This is a genomic window from Campylobacter concisus (assembly GCF_050447445.1).
In the GTDB taxonomy this organism is placed as follows: domain Bacteria; phylum Campylobacterota; class Campylobacteria; order Campylobacterales; family Campylobacteraceae; genus Campylobacter_A; species Campylobacter_A concisus_BI.
Genome location: NZ_JALMFW010000002.1, coordinates 19,612 through 40,312, shown reverse-complemented (window position 1 = coordinate 40,312; position 20,701 = coordinate 19,612). Strand labels below are relative to the sequence as shown.

Sequence of the window (20,701 nt, the reverse complement as noted above, 5' to 3'; positions counted from 1 at the left end):
TAGTAATACGAATCGTATAAAAGTGTTATTAAGCTAAATGTAAATTTATAGTATAGAAGTTTTAAATTTCTAACTATCTTTTAACCTTTTTTGAAGTAAAATCTCTCCTATTTTAGATAATAGCAAGGCAAATTTTACAATGAATAAAAATAAAAAAACAGCACTTATTTCAGCCATCTGCGTAGTTTCACTTTTAGTTATTTATACTCTTCTTGGATTTTTTGGTGTTCCTTATGCTATCAAAAATATTGTTCCAAAGTATCTAAAAGACTACAACGCAACACTTTTTGTAGAAAGTGCTAAATTTAATCCTTTTACCTTCGAGCTAAATGCGACAAATGCTGAGCTAAACACTACTTCTCCACTTTTTAGCACAAAGCAAATCGACATCAAGCTAAAGCCATTTTCTATCTTTAAAAAATTAGTTGAAGTTGATATTTTTAGGCTTCAAGAGCCAAATGTCAAAATTTTACGAGATAAAAATTCAAAATTTAACTTTAGTAATTTTATAAGCGACGATAACGCAACTACCGAAGATAACAGCACTAGCTCTATAAATTTTGCCCTAAATAACGCAAAAATCATCAAAGGCTCATTTTCATATAGCGATCAAAATCTAACAAATCCATTTAACGTAAATTTTGACGATATAAACTACGAGCTAAGCTCACTAAATACGAAGAAAAATAGCGCAGGTAGCCATATCTTTGACTCAAACTCGACTCTAGCTCACAAGATCGATCTAAATGGCGATATCAAGCTAAATCCACTAAAGATAGAGGGCAACGTCAGCATAAAGGATTTTAGTATCGATCCAGTCGCGATTAGCTTTATCGATAACGACACACTAAATCTTAAAAATGCGGTCATAAATTTAGGAATAAATTACGCTTTAATTGCCGATGAAAACGCTACAAATATAAATTTAAAGGATAGCTTTTTAAATATAAAATCACTAAGCATAGATGAGGGTAAAAACGAACTAAGTCTTGGTGAGTTAGAGCTTCCAAAATTTGATCTATCAAGCAAAATAGCAGACAAGATAGATGCTAAATTAGAGTTAAATGCCATAAATTTAAGCGATGTATCATTTAAAAATGCAATAACAGCAAGCTTAAAATCGCTAAATTTAAACGATATTTCGCTTTTAGCAAATTTAAATGAAAAAAGTGAGCTAAATGCGACAGCTGCACTAAATAGCATAAATGCAAATACCCTAAAAATAGACGAAGCCAGTAAAAATTTAGTAAATCTAAAAGATATAAATGCCTCAAATTTAAATGCAAATTTAGCAAATAATAAAACAGCTCTAACGCTTGAAAAAATAGCGTTTGATGGCATCAATGCCCCGCTTAGTAAAAATGCGAATGCAAATGTGGCAGGGGCTAAAATCTCAAACATTAGCTTCGCTCAAGATACCAATAAAAGCCTTGCAACTCTTGATGAGCTTAGTATAAATGGCATAAATTTAAAGGCAAAAAATAAAGAAATTTTAGATATCGCTGACGTGCTGACAAAAACGATCAAATTTGATATTTTAAATATGGCTTTGAGCGCTGAGAATATCGATATAAATAGACTAAAATTTAACTCGGAGTTAAATGATAGCGGCTTAAGCGCGATAAACCAGCTTGGGCTTGGTGAGCATGGGCCAGCAAAAACGGCCAATCATCGCAATAAAATCAAAAAAGAGAATACACCAGCTTCAAAAAGCAAAGAGAGTGAGTTTAAATTTGATATAAAAAATATCAATGTAAATAACGCCAATATCGCTTTGATGCACCTTTTTGAAGGTGAGAAGATCGCTCATAAATTTGATAATTTGTTTGTAAAAATAGCAAATTTAAGTAGCAATTTTAGTAAGCCATTTGACGCAAAAGTGGATATGAAAAGCTCGCAAAAGCTAAATTTAGACCTAACTTCAAAGATCAAACTTGAACCACTTGATATAACTGCTAAAATAAAACTTGAAGATAAAAATTTGCCAAAATATTTTGCCTACGCAAAGCCATTTTTAGAGGCAGACCTTTCAAGTGGAGAGATGAGCGCAAACGCCGAGCTTCACTATGCAAAAGATATAAAAGCAGATTCAAAACTTAGTGTAAAAGATATTAGATTAGATGATAAAAATAAAGAAAAGCTAATCGCGTTTAAAAGTTTAGAAGTGGATAAAATTTCACTTTTTAAAAATAATCTTGAAATTACTGGAGTTGCTCTAAATTCGCCATTTATCAAGGCTCATCTAAGCAAAGAGCGCGAATTTAATCTAAGCAAAATCGTAAAAGAAGATAAAAACAAAGCCCAAAATGAGCAAAAAGCTGAGAGCAAAAAGGTGGCTAGTAAAAAAGATGACGAGCTAAATTTTAGTATCAAAAATTTCTCACTTAACAACGGCGAGGTTGATTTTTCAGATGCGTCACTATTTATGCCATTTGCTACAAAAATTTCAAATCTAAATGGCAAGCTAACTGACATCGATAAAAAACGTCCAAGTTCGGGCGAGTTTAAAGGCACAGTTGGTAAAAACGGTTTTTCTCAGATTACAGCAAAATTATTTCCTTTTGAGCTAAAGCAAAATACCGATATTAAGCTAGATTTTAAAGATATCGATCTAATTGATATAACGCCATATAGCGGACAATTTTTAGGCTATAAAATAAAAAAAGGTAAGTTAAATTTAAATCTAAATTATAGCGTTGTTGATTCAAAACTAAACGGCTCAAATCTTATAAATTTTGACACACTCACACTTGGAGAAAAGGTTGATTCAAAAGATGCTGTAAATTTGCCACTTTCGCTTGCTATATCGATATTAAGCGATCAAAATAATCAAATAAATATCGACCTGCCAGTTGAAGGAAATTTAGACGATCCTGACTTTAAATATGGCGGTGTCATTTGGGCTGCTGTTAAAAAGCTCTTTGCTGATATCACATTAGCTCCGTTTAGATTTTTAGGTAATGCTCTAGGGCTTGGCGGCAAGGATCTTAGCTCTATTGATTTTCTTGCTGGAAGTAGCGAGCTAATAAGCTCAGAAGCGCCAAAAGTAGCTGATTTTATAAAATTAACTACTGCAAAGCCTATGATGAAACTTAGCATCACACCTACTTACTCTGAAATAGATGTGCTCTACTTTGAAGAAAAAAAGCTTGATCAAAAGATAAATCAAATAATCGCCTCAAGCGGGAAAGATTATATTACCGTGCTAAATTCTCTCGTTCCAAACGCTAAAGACAAAAGCGATAAGGCCTTAAGAGAAGAGGCAATAAAAGCTATCGAAGTGGATAAGGAAAAGCTAGTTGAGCTAGCAAATGAGCGTGCAAATGCAGTAAAAGAAGCACTCATAAAGGCTGGGCTTGAGGCTAGCCGCATAAATATAAACGATGCAACAAGCTCAGAGCCTAAGCAAAATACCTACACAAGCGTGCTTATGGGAGTGGTGAATTAAATTTCATTTATCTCGCTACTTCTTGCGTTGTAAACAAACCAGCTAAGAAGCATAAGCATCATGAATGCGCCAAAAACTAGGCTTGCGTAAAAATATAAGTTAAAGTCTTCGCCTAGTAAATTTGCATTGTGAAGAGCGATCGTAACGCCAGCAAGTGAAATTAAATATCCAATTAGCTTTATGATGAAAATTTTTGGATTAACAAGGATGAGTAAAAGCCCGCAAAGCATGACACCAAGGGCTATTTGTAAATTTAAAATGTCAGTTTGAGTGCTTGAGCCAAATGTCAAAAAACCGAGCAAAAATATGACTAAAACCATCAAAACAGCATAAACTACCCTGCTTCGTCCAAAGCCATACATAAAGCAAACAAAGCCTTTGTTATGTTTGTTGTAGTCCATTTTTCGCTCCTATGTAACAAGTTTTTGTATTTTAATGCCAAATTCTTAAATAAAGGCTTTAATCTGAAATTTCACTCATTTTGGCTAATATTTTGTATCTTAAAAAAGGAGCAAAAATGCCTTATGTTAATATCAAAATAGCAGGCCCAGAGCCGACAAAAGAGCAAAAAGATCAAGTTTTTAAAGAGGTGACTGAGACGCTTGTAAGAGTGCTTGGCAAGAAAAAAGAGGCGGTGATGATTTTCATAGAAACTCACGACGCTAGCAACATCGGCGTAGGTGGCGAGAGCGTAGAAGATAAGAGAAAGGGGATAAAATGAGCGAATTTAGCAAAGCAGATATTGAACGAAAAATAACACTTGAGGTTGGCGACAAAGCGCCAGAGTTTGAAGCGCTAAATCAAGACGGTGTAAAGGTCGCACTAAAGGACTTTATAGGCAAAAACGTGGTGCTTTACTTCTACCCAAAGGACAACACTCCAGGCTGCACGACTGAAGCTTGCGAATTTAGCGCAAACTACGATCAGTTTATCAAAAATGACACAGTTATAATCGGCGTTAGCCCAGATAGTGTGAAGTCTCACGTTGGCTTTATCGCAAAGCAAAATTTAAAGCACATTCTATTAAGCGATGAGGATAAAGAAATTTCAAAGCTTTATGGTGTTTGGCAAGTTAAGAAAAACTATGGCAAAGAGTATCTTGGCATCGTTAGAAGCACCTTTGTGATTGGCAAAGACGGCAAGATAGTTAAAATTTATAAAAGCGTAAAAGCCAAAGACCACGCCGCAAAAGTGCTAGCTGATCTTGTAAAATAAGGAGCAAAGATGAAGCTTATAAAAATGCTAATTTTAAGTGCGTTTTTTGCGCTAAATTTATCAGCACTAACTGAAGGTGTGGAGTATCAAACTCTAGCAAAACCGCTTAATGTGCCTAAAAACTCGGTAGTTAAGGTCTTTAGCTACGACTGCCCACACTGCTATAAATTTGACCGGACTATCACAAAAAAGCTGATGTCAAAGCTTGAAGATGTGAAATTTATCCCATATCATCTAAGCACAAAAGGCAAACTTGGCGAAACCGCGAGTAAAATTTTTGCCGCTCTTATATCGATAGATGAGGCAAATGGCACTGATCTACTAAGCGATGAGTCAAAATTTAAGCAAGCAAAATTTGCGATCTATAAAGCAAGACATGATGAAAAAGATGATTTTGATGATGGCAAAGACAAAGAGAAATTTATAAATTTAGCCCTTAAAGCAGCTCACGTGAGCAAGGACGACTACGAAAAAGCACTAAATAGCGACCGAGCAAAAGAGCTTTTAGACGCATGGTTCGCCTCTTATGATGTTGCAAGTATCAGCGGTGTGCCAGCTTTTGTAGTAAGCGGCAAATACTTAATAAATTTAAGCGCAGCTTCATCAATCGATGAGATGGTAAAGATCATACAAGAGCTTTTAGATAAGTAGTTTTGGCGGGTAATATCTGCAAATTTTGGTCTTAGAAATGTAAATTTAAAGCAATTTTAGATAAACTCAGACCAAAATTTCTAAGAAAAAAGAAAGGTTTAACAATGAATGCTTCAGAATTTATCTGGATGGATGGAAAATTAGTTAAATGGGACGATGCAAAAGTACACGTTCTAACTCACTCTTTGCACTACGCTAATGCCGTATTTGAAGGCACAAGAGCTTATAAAACAAAAAAAGGTCTAGCTATTTTTAGACTTCAAGATCACACAAAAAGGCTTTTAAGATCAGCAAAAATGACTGTTTTAAATGTACCTTACACCGAGGAAGAGCTTGAAAAAGCGCAAATAGAGCTTCTTCGCGCAAACAAATATAATGGCAATGTTTATATCCGCCCACTTATATTTTTAGGATACGGTGTAATGGGCGTAGCTCACACAAAAGCGCCAGTGCAAACTGCTATCGCTTCATGGGAATGGGGTGCTTATCTTGGCGATGAAGGCCTAGAAAAAGGCATCAGAGTTAAAATTTCAAGCTTTGCCAAACTTGCACCTGCTGCCCAAATGAACAGAGCAAAAGCTAGCTCAAACTATTTAAGCTCACAAATGGCAAACTACGAGGCAAAAGAAGCTGGATACGACGAGGCACTACTTCTTGATAGCGAGGGCTTTGTGGCTGAAGGTCCAGGCGAGTGCTTCTTTATCGTTGAAAACGGCGTTTTAATCACTCCACCAAACGACAACAGCCTACTTAGCATCACTCAAGATACAGTCATAAGACTTGCTCACGATCTTGACATCGAAGTAAGAAGAGAGCGCATCACAAGAGATCAGGCATACACAGCCGACGAGGCATTTTTTACTGGCACTGCAGCTGAAGTAACTCCGATAAATAGCATAGACAACCGAATCATCGGCAACGGCGCTAGAGGAGAAGTGACAAAGAGACTACAAAAAGCTTATTTTGACGTAGTTTATGGACTAAATAAAAAATATGAATCATTTTTAACATATATTTAAAAATTTAAAGGAACGAAATGCCCGCTGATTTAAACGATTATTTCAATAAAAAAAAGCCAGGTAATGACAACAGAGGCTCAAGTCAAAATAGCGACAAAGAGCCGCCTTTCAAAAAGGACTTTAAAATGCCAAATTTACCAAGTGGTTTTGGTAAATTTGGAGCACTTGCCTACATTGTAATTGCAATTATTGCTATTTTTGCTATCACTCAGCCATTTAAAGTGATTCACTCAGGTGAAGTTGGCATTAAGTCTACAGCAGGTAAATACGAGCCAAATCCTTTACAACCAGGCTTTCACTTCTTTTTGCCATTTATACAAGATATTATCGTAGTTGATACTAGAGTAAGGATCATCAACTACACTTCAGGTGAAGATATGGGCGAATCAATGCAAAAATCATATCAAGGCGTTGGCGCTGGAATTTTACGTAAAAATTCTATTTCAGTGCTTGATGCTAGAAATTTACCAGTTAGTATTGATATTACTGTACAATACCGTTTAAATCCAGAAAATGCCCCTCAAACTATTGCCTCTTGGGGTCTTAGCTGGGAGAGTAAGATAGTTGATCCTGTCGTTCGTGACGTAGTTCGCAGTATCGCTGGTAAATATACAGCAGAAGAGCTTCCAACAAAGAGAAACGATCTAGCAAGACAAATCGATGATGGCATAAGAAAAGACATCGACTCTCAGCCAAATAAGCCAGTTGAGCTTTTAACAGTGCAGCTTCGTGAGATCATCTTGCCTTCAAAGGTAAAAGAGCAGATCGAGCGTGTTCAGATCGCAAAACAAGAAGCTGAAAGAACAAAATACGAAGTAGAAAGAGCAAATCAAGAAGCCTTAAAACAAGCTGCACTTGCAGAAGGTACCGCTAAAGCTGCGATCATTGAAGCAAAAGGTAAGGCTGATGCCATTAAAATCGAGGCTGACGCAACTGCGTATGCAAATAAAGAGGTTGCAAAAAGTGTCGATCAAAATCTACTAAATTTAAAGCAGATCGAGACGCAAAACAAATTTAACGAGGCTCTAAAAGAAAACAAAGATGCTAAAATTTTCTTAACACCTGGTGGAGCTGTGCCAAATATCTGGCTGGACGCAAAAGATAAAGCAAGAGCTAGCTCAGTAAGCGAGAGATAAAAATGAATAGCGTAACAAAAAGTATAGACTGGCAAAAAGTTGGCGGATTGCTTCCAGTAGTGGTTTGCGATCATGCCACGAATGAAGTTTTAATGCTTGCTTACATGAACGAAGAAGCATTAGATTTAAGTCTATCTAGCCGTTACGCTCACTATTTTTCACGCACTAAAAATAGAATTTGGAAAAAAGGCGAAGAAAGTGGCAATACTCAGGAGATAAAAGCTGCTTTTTTAGACTGCGACAACGATACTTTGCTTTTAAAGGTGATTCAAAACGGAGGCGCTGCTTGTCACACTGGAGCAAGGTCGTGCTTTTTTAATGAAATAAATTTGCATGACGGCAAAATTTTAGATACAAAAGTTGAAGTCAAAAAAATAAATTATGGTGTGCTTGATGAGCTTTACCATGTGATAGAAGATAGAAAGCTAAATGCTAACCCTGAAACTTCATATGTGGCAAGTCTTTTTAAAAAAGGTGAAAATCAAATTTTAAAGAAAGTTGGCGAAGAGGCTGGCGAATTTATAATGGCTGCAAAGGATCTTAGTTTCGCAGAAAACTCAAAGCAAAATGAGCAAAAAGCAAAAGATGACCTAATCTACGAAGCAGCCGATCTTTGCTTTCATGCACTTGTAGCACTTTCAGCCCATAATATCCATCCAGATGCTGTAAAAAACGAACTTGCAAGGCGTTTTGGCATGAGCGGCATTGAAGAGAAAAGATCGCGAGATGTTAAATAGCATTAAGCACAACTTGCTTTTTGTATTGCAAAATGCAAAGCTCATTGATTTTCTAACCTATGGCTGGTTATTTTTAGCATTTATACTAATTGTGCTTTTAGGAATTTTTATCGCGATAAAGTCGTGGTGGCAGATAGGATTTTTATTTATTCTAGCTGGTTTTTTCGGACTTTTTGTAGGTGATTACTACGCAAACAAATATATAAATGAAAATTTAAGGCCAGTTAGCATAAGCAAAATAACCACCAAGCAGCTTCAATATGTCGATGCGTTAATGGTCGATTTTAATATTACAAATAATTCAAATAATGCACTTAGTATCTGTAAAATCGAGCTTGACTTCTATCTAAGCTCAAGACAAAATACGAAAGATTTTTTTAACTCACTTAATCCATTTGCTAGAAAAAGAATCATCTTAAACGAAGAATTTTTGCCAAAGCAAAGCATTGAGGTTAAAGAATTTGTCAATGATTTCGCATTTATAGACTACAATATCTCTAAAAAAGTGGAGTGTTTTTGATGAGCTCAGCATATTTTACGATCGTTCATATTATCGTTCTTTTTGCGATTGCTCTGCTTTCTATTTTATTTCTTGTTCTCTCGCTTAGAGCTGAGCGAAAGTTATTTTTATCACTATTTTTTACAAACATTCTAGTCTCAACCACACTTGCTGTTTTTTTGATGCTAGTGCTTGATAAATACACAAAAAAAGGTATGCTCGAAAATGTAAAAAGTGAGCGAATTTTGCGAAATGAGAGTATTGTTTTTAAAGGGCAAGTAAGAAATATCGGTAAATTTACAATTAGCAACTGCACGCTAACAGTCAAACTAATCAACCAACCACTAAACAAAAATGATCTTGGCGGGGAAGCATTTTTTAAGCCGAGTGGGCTTTCATTTTTCTCATGGGTTCTTGGCACAGATAAGGACGAGAGGCCAAATACAGTTGAATATAAATTTGATGTAGCCAAAAATTTACCAAAGCAAAAAAGCACACCATTTACCGTATATATGCCATATCCGCCTTACTTTAAAAATGGCATGAATATCACAAAACTAAATTGCTACTAATCAAATTTAAAGCAAATTTTTACAAATTTCATAGGATAAAACGCTAAGTCTTAGTTTGATTTTAGAGTAAATTTTATCTTTTTAGTATCTGCAATAAACACGAATTTTTAAGTTAAAGATTTAAAAAGTACAAAGTATATCAAGTAGCCTGCCCAATTTTTGTAGGTCATTTAAAAAGAGTTGCTTTGTTTTTTGTGTAAATTCTTTTGCTTCTTCAAGGATTTTAGTCTCGGCTATATTATAAACAAACTCTTTTTTTAGGATCTTTGCACCTTTTTTATAAAAGAAATTTGCCTCTATTAAGCTTGCAAAAAAGCTATCATCTCTTAAATAGTAGTTTGTTGCTACATTTACATGCACTGGCTTTTGTAACAAAAAATCGCCACAAACACTATTTTGTGAGCTAAATTTAACACTCTCAAGCACATCAGGCCTTATCTCATAAAAATTTATCTCATTAGCTTTTTTTAAAGCTAGTATATCGCTTGATTTATTTAAATTTATAGAGCTATTATTTACTCCAAGTACGTTTATAGTGCCTTTCGCAAGCGAATAAGCACTTAAAATTTTATCTTCTGCTAAAAAATTGACTACACCAAAAAATGGCACACTAACATTTTGTTCTGCAAAATTTTGGGCAGTTTTTATTTGTAGCTGCTGTTTTGTGCCATTTATCTCATAGTAGCTTACGTAAATAGGAATTTCGTCTTTTTTGCTTGGATTCTTTTGTGAGCAACCACTAAAAAATAGTACAACAAGCAAAAAAATAGCTAAATTTTTCACTTTATGAAATAGTCACCATCAAAGCTTACAAGCGAATATTTTCGCTCATTGCCGATACTTTCTTTAAGTTCATCTATGCTTAAAAATTCTAAGCTATCTGCACCGATATATTCTCTTACTTCTTCTGCATTTTTTTTAGAGCTTATTAACTCTTCAAAGCTTGGCGTGTCGATACCGTATCGCTCAGGGTATTTAAGCTCAGGGCATGCGACTCTAAAATGAATCTCTTTAGCGCCCGCATGTCTTAAAAGATCAACCACCTTTTTTGAAGTAGTACCGCGAACGATACTATCATCTATAACAACGATACTTTTACCTTTTAGAACCGATGACATCGGGTTAAGTTTTAGCTTGACTTTTAAATTCCTCATCTCTTGGCTTGGCTCGATGAAGGTTCTACCCACATAGTGGTTTCTAGTGATAGCTAGCTCAAATGGGATTTTGCTCTCATTTGCGTACCCAAGCGCTGCTGGTACTCCGCTATCTGGTACAGGTACGACAAAATCTGCTTTAATTTTGCTCTTTTTAGCTAGTACTTCACCCATTTTTTTTCTAACCTCATAGACGCTTTTACCTTCTATCACACTATCTGGACGTGCAAAATAGATATATTCAAATGCACAAATTCTAGGATCTGGATCATAAATTTGAATACTTTGAAACTCACTTTTTCCATGTTCAAAGACTATCATCTCACCAGGCCTAATATCTCTTATAAAGCTAGCCCCCACAAGATCAAAAGCGCAAGTCTCGCTAGCTACGATATATCCACCATCTTTTAGCCTGCCAAGACTTAGTGGTCTAACACCCCAGCGATCTCTTATGGCAAAGATTTTATGGCGTGACTGGATAAGCAGGCAATAAGCACCTTTTATCTTGTCAAGTGCCGCGATAATACGGTCCTGCAAGTGTTTACTATGATTTCTTGCGATTAGATGGATGATATTTTCAGTATCCATATTTGTCTGAAATATCGCACCATCCTTAATAAGCTCATCTCTAACCTCATCTTTATTTACCAAATTTCCATTATGGACGATCGAAATTTGTCCCAAAGAGTAATTAGCGGCTATTGGCTGGGCATCACGACCTGAGTTTTTACCAGCCGTTGCATAGCGGTTGTGACCGATCGCCATATCGCCTTTTAGCGATCTTAAAATTTCTTCATTAAAGACCTCTGTAACTAGGCCATTACCCTTGTGAGTAGAAATTTCTCCATCATCACAAACGCTAATACCACTTGCCTCTTGGCCGCGATGCTGCATAGAAAATAACGCATAATACGCAGTCTTTGCTGCATCTTTAGAATTTATAATACCAACTATTGCACACATTTTTTTCCTTTAGTTTTCATCATCTTTGTAAATTTCAAGAACATTTTTGTAGTTAAACTTGATCTCATTGCCAGCATTTAAACAGCCTTTTGAAATAGTTCATTGTCTAAAATGCCGGTAAATTCGCCGTTATTTGTTTTGCTAACGACCACCTACATGCGCTTTACTATATCACCGGTTCTTAAATTTTGGCGCTTTTCACGCTCCGGCAGGTAGAATTTATCAACAAGTTCTAGCTTGTAGTTCTCTACATCATCAAGCTCAAATTTAATCATCAAGTCCTAAACTATCGTCTATCGAGTAAAGGCCACTATTTTGATCTTTTAACCAAATGGCAGCCCTGATCGCACCTTTTGAAAAGGTTGCCCTACTCGTTGCGGTGTGATTTAGCTCAATAAACTCGCCGTCATTATAAAAGCCAACCGTGTGGCGACCTACCACATCTCCACCACGAAGTGCCATGACTGCGATCTCGTCTTTGCTCCTAGCCCCTACCATACCGGCTCTACCAGTTACTAAAACATCTTTTAAATTTAAATCCCTTGCCTCAGCTACGCAGCCGGCTAAAGTCATCGCAGTACCGCTTGGAGCATCTTTTTTATACCTGTGGTGCTGTTCGACGATCTCTATGTCAAATTCCCTTAATGTTTTTGAGGCAATCCTTGCAAGGCGGTTTAGTAGAGCTACGCCCAAACTCATATTTGTTGCGTAAAGAATAGGCATAGCTCCAGATGCTAAATGGAGTAAGTTTTTATCTTCGTCATTTAACCCTGTCGTACCGATAACTAGTGGTTTTGGATTAGTTCTAGCGTAGTTTAGCAGTGCTATCGTAGCCTCTTTTTGGCTAAAGTCGATTATCACATCGCATGCTTCAAAAAATTTAGTAAAGTCATTTGTCAAAAGTTCGTTACTTAAATTTTCAACCTGATTTTTTTGGCTAAAAGCGATGCTTAAAGTGGCATCTTTTTCATCTTTTAAACAAGAAATGATACTTTGAGCCATCTTTCCACTAGCGCCGTAAAGGCCTATTCTTACCAAAATTTATCCTTTGATTTTTGGTTGAAATTTAACATAAAATTTATTATAGATAGATTACAAATAGGCTTTAAAAATGCGTATAAAATCAAAAATTTGATAGAAAAAAAGAAGAAAAATTTAGCCAAAAAATTGGCTAAATTTGAGTATTAATGCAAGCTTTCTATGTAGCTCATAGCGCTAAGTGCAGCCACTGCGCCATCACCTGCTGCTACGATGACTTGCTTTGGAGCGTCCTCTCTAATATCGCCTGCCACAAATAGCCCTTTTAAACTAGTTTGCATCTTAAGATCGGTCTTGACCTGTCCGCCATCAACCATATCGCAGATAAATTTGCCATTTTCGTCTTTTAAAATTTCGTTATTTACATTTAGTCCGACAAAGGTAAAAATTCCTGGCACATCAAGCACACGCTCACCATTCTTAGTATCAAGCACGATCTTTGTTAGGCCCATTTTATCGCCAAGCGCCTCTTTTACAGTCGCACTTGTTATAAACTCGATCTTTTCATTTTTTCTAGCTTTTTCAACGGTTGTTGGTGCTGCTCTAAACTCATCACGTCTATGGATTAGATAGACTTTTGAGCAGATATTCGCTAGATAAAGTGCCTCTTCAACGGCTGTATCACCACCGCCAAGAACAGCTACTTCTTTATTTTTGTAAAAGAAGCCATCGCATGTTGCGCATGTGCTAACACCTTTGCCAAAGAACTCGTCCTCGCCTTTAAAGCCAGCGCGTCTTGGGGTTGAGCCAGTTGCTACGATGACAGCCTTTGCCTGCTCGCTTTTGCCTCCTTCAAGCAAAATTTCAAAGCTACCGTCACTATTTTTTCTAACGCCAATAACATTTGCCCACTTGTGAACTAACCCAAATGCGCTGCACTGCTTCCACCAAGTGCTCATAAAGTCAAAGCCACTCTCGCCAGGAGCTTTTTGGCCTGGGTAGTTTTCTATCTCTGAGCTCGAGGTGATCTGACCGCCAGGCTCGCCTTTTTCAAACATTACAACATTTTTTAATCCGCCTCTAGTGGCGTAAAGTCCAGCACTTAGTCCAGCTGGACCGCCTCCGATGATTGCTAAATCAAGCATAAATTTCCTTTATTCTAAAACATTTATGGACGAATTTTGTTTGTAAATTTCGCCCCTTTGATGAACTATCTCAACACTACTTGGCAGCTTTGTGATACTCAAATTTCGCATCAGCTCCAAGACTGTATTTATGTCTGAGCTTATATATTTTAGTGTTGAGTTTGACTCATATCTTTTTTGAAAGATATCGATTGCCACAACTGTTTCATTTTTGGTTGGTAAAATTTCGTCTAATTTTGATTGATTTGAACTGAAGATTAAAAGCGTGTATTTTGGCTCTTTTGGAGTGAAAATTTCGCTTTTTTCGTAGAAAACCAGCTTCGCAAAATCAACAAATTTATATTGTGAAAAACGATAGTTACTATACGCAAATGCAGCCGCTATCATAGCTGCACCAAAAAATGAACCAAATATATATGTAAGAGGAAGCAGGCTTCCTCTTCTTTTTTCGCCCATTAAAGAAGCGAATTTAGTTTGTCAGTTAGGGCTTGTTTTGACTGTGCACCGACCATTTGCTCAACTAGCTCGCCATTTTTGAAAAATAGTAATGTTGGAATTGATCTGATGCCAAACTCAACTGCAAGATCTTGCACTTCGTCAGTATTTACCTTGCAAATTTTTGCTTTGCCGTCAAAGTCTTCAGCAAGCTCTTCGATCACTGGAGCTAGCATACGGCAAGGTCCGCACCATGGAGCCCAAAAGTCTACTAAAGCAACGCCTTCTTTTGTAACATCAAAATTTTCTTTTGTAAGTTCGATGTATTTTCCCATTTTTTCTCCTTATTTTTAAAATGTAGCAATTATACAAATTAAATTTAAATTTTATCTAAATAATAAATTTTATTATAAACTAATATTTTCTATAAACTCGAAATTTTTATTTTTTATAACTAGCAGATCAAGCTGAAAATCTCTGTTTGGCTCATTTTTCATCATATAAAAATTTATAGTTTTTAAAATTTTCATGTATTTTGCTTGATTTAGCCTATACTCCGCCTCATACTCTTTGCTAGTCGCTTTTACCTCTATAAAGTGTAAAATTTTGTCACTGCTTAGAGTAATGATGTCGATCTCACCAAATTTAGAGCGAAAATTTCTCTCCAATATGACAAAACCAAGCTTATTTAAAAACTCGCATGCCCTATCTTCGGAACTTTTACCAAAAAGATACTCGCTTAAACCCAAGCTACTCCTCGATCCTCATCATAAATGGCTCTTCTTTTATATACTCTTGCTCTTTTAAAATTTCTATCGTTCGCTTCGCATCAGCCTCTAGGCTCGTGTGTGTCGTAAAAAATAACACAGCGTACTCGCTCTCATCTTTTGGTTTTTGTAGCAAGCTATCGATCGAAAGATTGTTTTCGCTCATTAAATTTGTAATCTTTGCTAGCACACCCATTTTGTCTTCGACTTTTAACCTAAAGTAATACTTTGTCTTTATCCTATCACGATCAAGCAGCTCCAAAGTATTTAGCTCAAACGGCGCTTTGTATCCTAGCATAGGCGACTTGCTATCTCTTGCGATATCGATAAGATCACTAATGACCGCACTTGCTGTTGCGTCACCGCCAGCTCCAGGACCATAGTACATCGTCTCACCAACTACCTCGCCAACGACGCTGATCGCATTTGTCACGCCGCTTGCCTTTGCTATCATTTTGTTTTGGGGTACGAGCGCCGGATGCACGCGTAGTTCGACCTTGCCCTCGCTTTTTTTGGCAATGGCTAGAAGTTTTATTGAGTATTCAAAGTCTTTTGCGAAAAAAATATCTTCTGGTGTGATCCCTTGTATCCCCTCGATCAAGATATCCTCTGGATCGCCGTGTACGCCGTATGCAATACTTGCGAGAATTAGCAGCTTGTGAGCTGTGTCAAACCCACCCACGTCAAATGTTGGATCAGCCTCGGCATACCCAAGCTCTTGCGCCTTTTTAAGAGCATCTTTAAAATTTGATCCCTCGTTCATCATTGAAGTTAGGATGTAATTGCTCGTGCCATTTAGTATGCCATTTATGCTAACGATGTGATTTGCACTCAAGCCTTCCCTTAAGGCTCTAATGATCGGCACCCCGCCGGCTACACTTGCCTCAAAACCAAATGGCGTATTTTTGGCTAAATTTTGCAAGGCGTATCTATGATAGGCCAAAAGTGCTTTGTTTGCAGTCACAACAGGTTTTTTGCGTTTTAAAATTTCACTCACAACTCTAAAAGGCTCTTCAACGCCGCCCATAAGCTCGACAAAGACATCGATATCATCGCGGTTTATCACACTGTCTATATCGTCAGTTAGTGGGATGCCAACGTCTCTTTTTTTATTTAAATTTCTAACTACACCAACGATTGGTACGATCTCCTCGCCGCCTCTTGCTGCGATCAGCTTTTTGTTTTTTAGTAAAATTTTTGCAACTGACTCACCGACAGTTCCAACCCCCAAAATCGCTACATTCATTCAAATTCTTTCAAATATTTTTTTATATTTCTTGCTGCTTGTCTTATTCTATTTTCGTTTTCGATAAGAGCTAGACGCACATAGTCATTTCCGCCCTCGCCAAAACCGATACCAGGGCTAACTGCGACTGATGCCTTTGTAAGAAGCTGCTTTGAAAACTCAAGGCTGCCCAGATGGCTAACCTTTGGCGGAAGTTTCGCCCAGATAAACATACTTGAGCTTGGTTTTTTAAGCTCCCAGCCAGCCTGGGCAAAGGCCTCTATCATCACATCTCTTCTTTTTTCATAGATTTGGCGTATCTCTTCAACACAGCTTTGATCGCCATCAAGTGCGACTGTGGCAGCCACCTGGATCGGCGTAAACATGCCATAATCAACCCATGATTTTATCTTTTTAAGTGCCGCACAAAGCCTTTTATTTCCACACATAAAGCCGACTCTCCAGCCAGCCATGTTGTAGCTTTTTGAAAGTGTATAGCACTCGACTGCAACGTCTTTTGCACCATCAACCTCAAAGATACTTGGCGTTTTGTAGCCATCAAATGTAAGATCAGCGTAGGCGATGTCAGATATAACGTAAAATCTCTCTTGTTTTGCGATGCTTACAAGACGCTCGTAAAAGCTCTTTTGCACTGTCACGGTCGTTGGATTGTGCGGGAAATTTACGACTACGTATTTTGGTTTTGGCGAGCTTGCATGTATAGTTTGGATCAAATTTTCAAAAAATTTATTCTCATCTAGCTCAAATTTATCATTGTAGTGAAGTGGCATCTTTGCGACACTTCCGCCAGCAAATAAAAACGCTTGCGTGTGTATCGGATAAGCAGGATCAGGCACGATAGCCACATCGCCTGGGTTTATCACGGCTTGAGCTAAGTGAACAAAACCCTCTTTGCTACCCATCGTGGCGACTGCTTCAGTATCTGGATCTAAATTTATGCCGTATTTTCTCTTATACCAGTTGCAAATGGCAAGGCGGAGCTTATAAATTCCAGCACTGGCTGAGTAGCCGTGGGTCTTATCTTTTTGCGCGCTTTCGCATAGTTTATCGACGATGTGTTGCGGTGTTCTGCCCTCTGGGTTGCCCATAGAAAAGTCTATGATATCCTCGCCAGCTCTTCGTGCAGCCATTTTTATTGCATTTACTTCGGCAAAAACGTAGTTTGGCAAACGCTCAATTGTATTAAATCTTATCTCATCAAACACTGCTTACTCCTATTTTATAAGCTTGATAATTATCTCATTTTTTATATTATTTATATCAACATTGTCGCTAATTAATGCGTATTTTGCGCCTATTGCTAAATTTATAGAAACGGCGGTTTTTGCTTGCTCCTCTTTTATAGAGTCAATCTGATTTAAATTTTTATCATAAATTCTAACAAGTGGCATCCATCTATTTGACTCTTTTGACGCGATATCCAGACTACTTGCACCCTCAACATCAACAAAATAAGTACCACCGCTTTTTAAAAGTGGCGTCTCTTCGTCAAAATTTACCTTTGTAGCCTTAAGGATCATATTCTGAGCATCTAAAAATATCTCTAAATTCCCATCAACCCTATCAAATCCTAAAATTCTAAAACCGCTTTGACTAAGTGCTAAGCTTAATAAACTTGGATCTATTCCACCATTTTTTATGGCTGAAATTCCATAAGAAATTTGATCTCCATTTTTTAAGGAATTTATCCTTGAAATACTTATGTTGGCATCGTCTAGAATTGAATTTATTGATTTTACAAATAATGTAGAAGGAACCTTTTGCTCACTTATAAATTTTAAATTCAAACTATTTGAACCAAATGAAATGCTATCGTAACTCGAGTTTTGTTTTAATCTTGATACTAGCTCATTGACATTGAGTGAGCCATTTTGGTCTAAATTTTCTAAAGAAATTTGCACATTTTCAACATTGCTTAAAGCACTTGCACTAGTTTGTAAGCTAAAAGCATGGGCAAATACACTAAAAGCGGTGAAAATTGCTATTTTTCTTACCAAGATTTGCCCTTATTAAGTTCTACAAACTCATCATAGCTCACAAATTTCATCTCTCCATTTTCTACTAAAAATCTAGCTGGACGGCTTGGATTATATTTTGTCACCTTATCACCGATCTTTAGCTCAATGTTGCCATTTCCACAAACTACGAGCTGCCTTTGGTCTAAATTTATATTTATGCTTTTACTTGTGTCGTTTGATACTTTTTGACCATTTTCAAGATTAATTATCCCTATCCAAACACGTTGTTTTGGTGTAATGACTGCCTCATTTAGTGGCTTTGTAATGTTTTGCTCTATCTTAGGAGCTGGCTGAGCTACCATGCTTGGCTTCACAGCATTTTGCTCCATGTTTGCAGGACTTGTTGTCACATTTTGCTCAACTGGAGCTGAAATTTTCAAGTTTGATGCGTTTGCCTCTATTTTAGGGCTATTTTGAGAGATAGTGATATTTGTATCGATGATATTTTTCTTTACCTCATTTACTATGCTTGACTGCGAATAGCTCACGCTTTTATTCTCATCATTTAAAAACGATAAAAAATTCTCGATATATTTGTAAGCATCAAAATGATATGCCCCACCAGCGATAATAGCTAAAATGATAAGCCAAAATAAAAATCCAACGCCGCCAGTACCGCTTTGTTTTTGTATGGTAATGTCTTTTGGAGTGTAAGAAGAAATTTTTGGAGTAACTTTAGTTTTGTGACTCTCATCTGGAGTGTTTTCTTGCATAAAGGCATCGTATTCAGCGAGTAACTCGCTCAAATCAACATCATATTCACGTTGTAAAATTTTGGCATAACCTCTAATGTTTAAACGTGATAATTTTTCAAAATTTTTATCAAAAATATATTGTAAAAATGTAGGCTCAATATGCGTTTTACGTGAAATTTCCTTTATACCTATCTCTTTTAAATTCTCTAATTCATTCATCTATCATCCTGTCACAAATTATTGCAAAAGCTGCACTTACATTTAAGGAGTCCCAGCCCTCTTTTAACTTTATACCAATACACTCATCGCACTTTACTAGAGCCTTTTGCGGTATGCCTTCACCCTCTGAGCCCATCACCAAAGCTCTTTTACCAGCAAACTTCATCTCTTTTACGTTTTTTCCATTACTTGCGGTTGCATAAATTTTAAAACTAAATTGCTTTAGTTCATTTAACAAACTAAGCCCGTCTTCAAAAATCGCTATTGGTATCTCATAGGCAGCGCCACTACTTGATCTTAAAACGCCTTGCATATTTATACTTTTTGCCACTATCACAAGACCTTCGCAGCCTAGAGCATAAGCACTTCTAGCGATAGCACCAATATTGCCAACGTCGCTTATGCCGTAAAGAATGGCGATAAAATTTAGCTTTTTAAGCTCAGCAATGTCTGAAAATTCAAACTCACTAACATTCGCTAAAAAACCTTGATGGTTTCCACCGCGAGCCAAAGACTGTGCTTTTTGATTATCCACGCGGATGATCTTTTTGCCTGTGCCACAAATTTTAGAGAAGAGTTTTTTGTCACACTCCTTTGAGAGATATATCTCTTCTAATATCTGTGGTCGCTTGTTCAAAATATGTAAAAATAGTTGTTTTCCGTATATTATCATGGTAACTTATGGTAGCTAAAGTCAATTAAAATTTAACTTATTTTTGTATGTAGCTAGAGTAAATTTTGCACTTTCGTTTTAGTGTTACTTAGTAGTTTTGTAGCCTATAATTTAAGCTTTTATAAGCTCATTATATATCTTTTGTACATCTTCTCCAGTTATTTTGTTAAGCAATTTTGCTTTTACTTTTGGAGCAAGATCAAGCGAAAGTATCTCATTTTTTGTAATATTTTGAGTGGATGTTTTGTCACTTTTTGAGATGACAACCGCCCACTCTCCACTTAAATTTGCTTTTTCTAAAATTTGGACTAAATTTTTAGCACTATCTTTAAACTTACTCTCAAATTTTTTCGTAGCCTCTTTTATGGCAAAAATTTCTCTCTCAGGTTCTAGATTTGCGATGCTTTGTACTAAGCCTAGTATGCGTTTTGGGCTTTCGTAAATAACGGCTGGATAGGCTAAATTTAGAGCATTTTGAATAGCCAAGGACCTATCTCTGCCGGTATTTGGTAAAAAGCCTAAAAAGACAAATTCCTTATCACAAAGTCCACTTGCGACCACACTTAAAAGTGCGGCATTTGCTCCGCTTAAAATTTCGTATTTGATATCATTTTTTTGAGCGTATCTTACTAGACTAACGCCTGGATCGCTGATGCCTGGCATGCCAGCATCGCTCATGTAGGCTACATTTTTACTAAAAAAATCACCACTTAAATTTACAAAAAAATCATTTTCGTTGTGAGTGTGAAGTGGAATAAATTTTGATATATTTATACTTGCGTCAAAGCGTTCATTTAGTAGGTTTACAAGACTTTTGCAGACTCTTGTATCTTCGCAGATAGCTATCTCGCATTCACGCAAAATTCTAATCGCACGAAGCGAGATATCTTCTAAATTTCCTATTGGAGTAGGAATAAAGTAGAGCAAGGCTTATTTTTGAGCGTATTTTTTCTTAAATTTCTCAACACGGCCAGCACTGTCAACTATCTTTTCGCTGCCTGTGAAAAATGGGTGGCACTTGTCGCAAATGTCAATTCTGATCTCGCTTTTGTTTGACTTTGTTTTAAAAGTGTTTCCGCAAGCACAAGTTACAGTGCAATCTACGTATTCTGGATGGATATCTTTTTTCAT

At 36.7% G+C, this 20,701-nt stretch carries 25 protein-coding genes; 9 read left to right on the top strand and 16 right to left on the bottom strand.

What is annotated here, in order from left to right:
* Positions 1-139: 139 nt before the first annotated feature.
* Entirely contained in the window at positions 140-3,448 is a 3,309-nt protein-coding gene (locus tag MTT30_RS09790; protein ID WP_429801859.1) for a DUF748 domain-containing protein, read from the top strand.
* Here MTT30_RS09790 and MTT30_RS09785 read toward each other — a convergent pair.
* Complete coding sequence (locus tag MTT30_RS09785) at positions 3,445-3,849, bottom strand: hypothetical protein (RefSeq protein ID WP_429801858.1); 405 nt, start codon at positions 3,847-3,849, stop codon at positions 3,445-3,447. The two genes, MTT30_RS09790 and MTT30_RS09785, sit on opposite strands and share 4 nt — an antisense overlap.
* 116 nt (positions 3,850-3,965) lie before the next feature.
* Between MTT30_RS09785 and MTT30_RS09780 the strand changes: the two genes are divergently transcribed.
* The 8 genes from MTT30_RS09780 to MTT30_RS09745 all read left to right on the top strand — a co-directional run bounded on the left by MTT30_RS09780 (position 3,966) and on the right by MTT30_RS09745 (position 9,277).
* On the top strand, positions 3,966-4,169 hold the full coding sequence (locus MTT30_RS09780) for a tautomerase family protein (RefSeq protein ID WP_021090801.1): 204 nt from the start codon (positions 3,966-3,968) through the stop codon (positions 4,167-4,169).
* Positions 4,166-4,663, top strand: coding sequence for a thioredoxin-dependent thiol peroxidase (gene bcp / locus MTT30_RS09775; protein WP_021088154.1), 498 nt, complete (start codon positions 4,166-4,168; stop codon positions 4,661-4,663). The genes MTT30_RS09780 and bcp overlap by 4 nt, the downstream gene beginning before the upstream one ends.
* 9 nt (positions 4,664-4,672) lie before the next feature.
* A complete protein-coding gene (locus MTT30_RS09770; RefSeq protein WP_429801857.1) occupies positions 4,673-5,314 on the top strand; it encodes a thiol:disulfide interchange protein DsbA/DsbL in 642 nt (213 codons plus the stop codon).
* Between the two features lie 104 nt (positions 5,315-5,418).
* Positions 5,419-6,333, top strand: coding sequence for a branched-chain amino acid transaminase (locus tag MTT30_RS09765; protein ID WP_054196075.1), 915 nt, complete (start codon positions 5,419-5,421; stop codon positions 6,331-6,333).
* Between the two features lie 17 nt (positions 6,334-6,350).
* Positions 6,351-7,469, top strand: coding sequence for an SPFH domain-containing protein (locus MTT30_RS09760; protein WP_429801856.1), 1,119 nt, complete (start codon positions 6,351-6,353; stop codon positions 7,467-7,469).
* Positions 7,470-7,471: 2 nt separating this feature from the next.
* Positions 7,472-8,206, top strand: coding sequence for a bifunctional phosphoribosyl-AMP cyclohydrolase/phosphoribosyl-ATP diphosphatase HisIE (gene hisIE / locus MTT30_RS09755; RefSeq protein ID WP_429801855.1), 735 nt, complete (start codon positions 7,472-7,474; stop codon positions 8,204-8,206).
* Positions 8,196-8,726 (top strand): DUF2393 family protein, encoded by a 531-nt coding sequence (locus MTT30_RS09750; protein WP_429801854.1) that lies wholly within the window; start codon positions 8,196-8,198, stop codon positions 8,724-8,726. Before hisIE ends, MTT30_RS09750 begins: the two co-directional genes overlap by 11 nt.
* Positions 8,726-9,277, top strand: coding sequence for a DUF2393 family protein (locus MTT30_RS09745; protein WP_021090969.1), 552 nt, complete (start codon positions 8,726-8,728; stop codon positions 9,275-9,277). Before MTT30_RS09750 ends, MTT30_RS09745 begins: the two co-directional genes overlap by 1 nt.
* 120 nt (positions 9,278-9,397) lie before the next feature.
* Here MTT30_RS09745 and MTT30_RS09740 read toward each other — a convergent pair whose 3' ends face one another.
* From MTT30_RS09740 to rpmE, 15 genes are all read right to left on the bottom strand, one after another.
* On the bottom strand, positions 9,398-10,060 hold the full coding sequence (locus tag MTT30_RS09740; protein ID WP_429801853.1) for a hypothetical protein: 663 nt from the start codon (positions 10,058-10,060) through the stop codon (positions 9,398-9,400).
* A complete protein-coding gene (purF, locus tag MTT30_RS09735) occupies positions 10,057-11,394 on the bottom strand; it encodes an amidophosphoribosyltransferase (protein WP_429801852.1) in 1,338 nt (445 codons plus the stop codon). The genes MTT30_RS09740 and purF overlap by 4 nt, the downstream gene beginning before the upstream one ends.
* 152 nt (positions 11,395-11,546) lie before the next feature.
* A complete protein-coding gene (locus MTT30_RS09730) occupies positions 11,547-11,669 on the bottom strand; it encodes a hypothetical protein (protein ID WP_429801851.1) in 123 nt (40 codons plus the stop codon).
* Positions 11,662-12,432 (bottom strand): 4-hydroxy-tetrahydrodipicolinate reductase, encoded by a 771-nt coding sequence (gene dapB, locus MTT30_RS09725; protein WP_429801850.1) that lies wholly within the window; start codon positions 12,430-12,432, stop codon positions 11,662-11,664. The genes MTT30_RS09730 and dapB overlap by 8 nt, the downstream gene beginning before the upstream one ends.
* A gap of 146 nt (positions 12,433-12,578) precedes the next feature.
* Positions 12,579-13,517, bottom strand: a complete 939-nt coding sequence (locus MTT30_RS09720; protein ID WP_429801849.1) for an NAD(P)/FAD-dependent oxidoreductase — start codon at positions 13,515-13,517, stop codon at positions 12,579-12,581.
* 9 nt (positions 13,518-13,526) lie between these two features.
* Positions 13,527-13,973 (bottom strand): hypothetical protein, encoded by a 447-nt coding sequence (locus tag MTT30_RS09715; protein WP_021083954.1) that lies wholly within the window; start codon positions 13,971-13,973, stop codon positions 13,527-13,529.
* Positions 13,973-14,287: a thioredoxin gene (trxA, locus tag MTT30_RS09710; RefSeq protein WP_012001054.1), complete on the bottom strand. Its 315-nt coding sequence runs from the start codon at positions 14,285-14,287 to the stop codon at positions 13,973-13,975. Before trxA ends, MTT30_RS09715 begins: the two co-directional genes overlap by 1 nt.
* A 72-nt stretch (positions 14,288-14,359) precedes the next feature.
* Positions 14,360-14,701, bottom strand: coding sequence for a YraN family protein (locus MTT30_RS09705; protein WP_429801848.1), 342 nt, complete (start codon positions 14,699-14,701; stop codon positions 14,360-14,362).
* Between the two features lies 1 nt (position 14,702).
* The gene (locus MTT30_RS09700; protein ID WP_429801847.1) at positions 14,703-15,965 is read right to left on the bottom strand and encodes a homoserine dehydrogenase; all 1,263 of its coding nucleotides are present in this window, start codon (positions 15,963-15,965) and stop codon (positions 14,703-14,705) included.
* Positions 15,962-17,170, bottom strand: a complete 1,209-nt coding sequence (locus MTT30_RS09695; RefSeq protein ID WP_072593963.1) for an LL-diaminopimelate aminotransferase — start codon at positions 17,168-17,170, stop codon at positions 15,962-15,964. The genes MTT30_RS09700 and MTT30_RS09695 overlap by 4 nt, the downstream gene beginning before the upstream one ends.
* Before the next feature lie 9 nt (positions 17,171-17,179).
* On the bottom strand, positions 17,180-17,962 hold the full coding sequence (locus tag MTT30_RS09690; RefSeq protein ID WP_429801846.1) for a hypothetical protein: 783 nt from the start codon (positions 17,960-17,962) through the stop codon (positions 17,180-17,182).
* Positions 17,956-18,897: a phosphatidylglycerophosphate synthase gene (locus tag MTT30_RS09685; RefSeq protein ID WP_429801845.1), complete on the bottom strand. Its 942-nt coding sequence runs from the start codon at positions 18,895-18,897 to the stop codon at positions 17,956-17,958. The genes MTT30_RS09690 and MTT30_RS09685 overlap by 7 nt, the downstream gene beginning before the upstream one ends.
* Positions 18,890-19,570 carry a TrmH family RNA methyltransferase gene (locus tag MTT30_RS09680; protein WP_429801844.1) on the bottom strand — a complete coding sequence of 227 codons (681 nt, stop codon included), beginning with the start codon at positions 19,568-19,570 and terminating at the stop codon, positions 18,890-18,892. The genes MTT30_RS09685 and MTT30_RS09680 overlap by 8 nt, the downstream gene beginning before the upstream one ends.
* 111 nt (positions 19,571-19,681) lie before the next feature.
* Positions 19,682-20,497: a 16S rRNA (cytidine(1402)-2'-O)-methyltransferase gene (rsmI, locus tag MTT30_RS09675; protein ID WP_429801843.1), complete on the bottom strand. Its 816-nt coding sequence runs from the start codon at positions 20,495-20,497 to the stop codon at positions 19,682-19,684.
* 3 nt (positions 20,498-20,500) lie between these two features.
* Positions 20,501-20,701 (bottom strand): 50S ribosomal protein L31, encoded by a 201-nt coding sequence (gene rpmE, locus MTT30_RS09670; RefSeq protein ID WP_002942443.1) that lies wholly within the window; start codon positions 20,699-20,701, stop codon positions 20,501-20,503.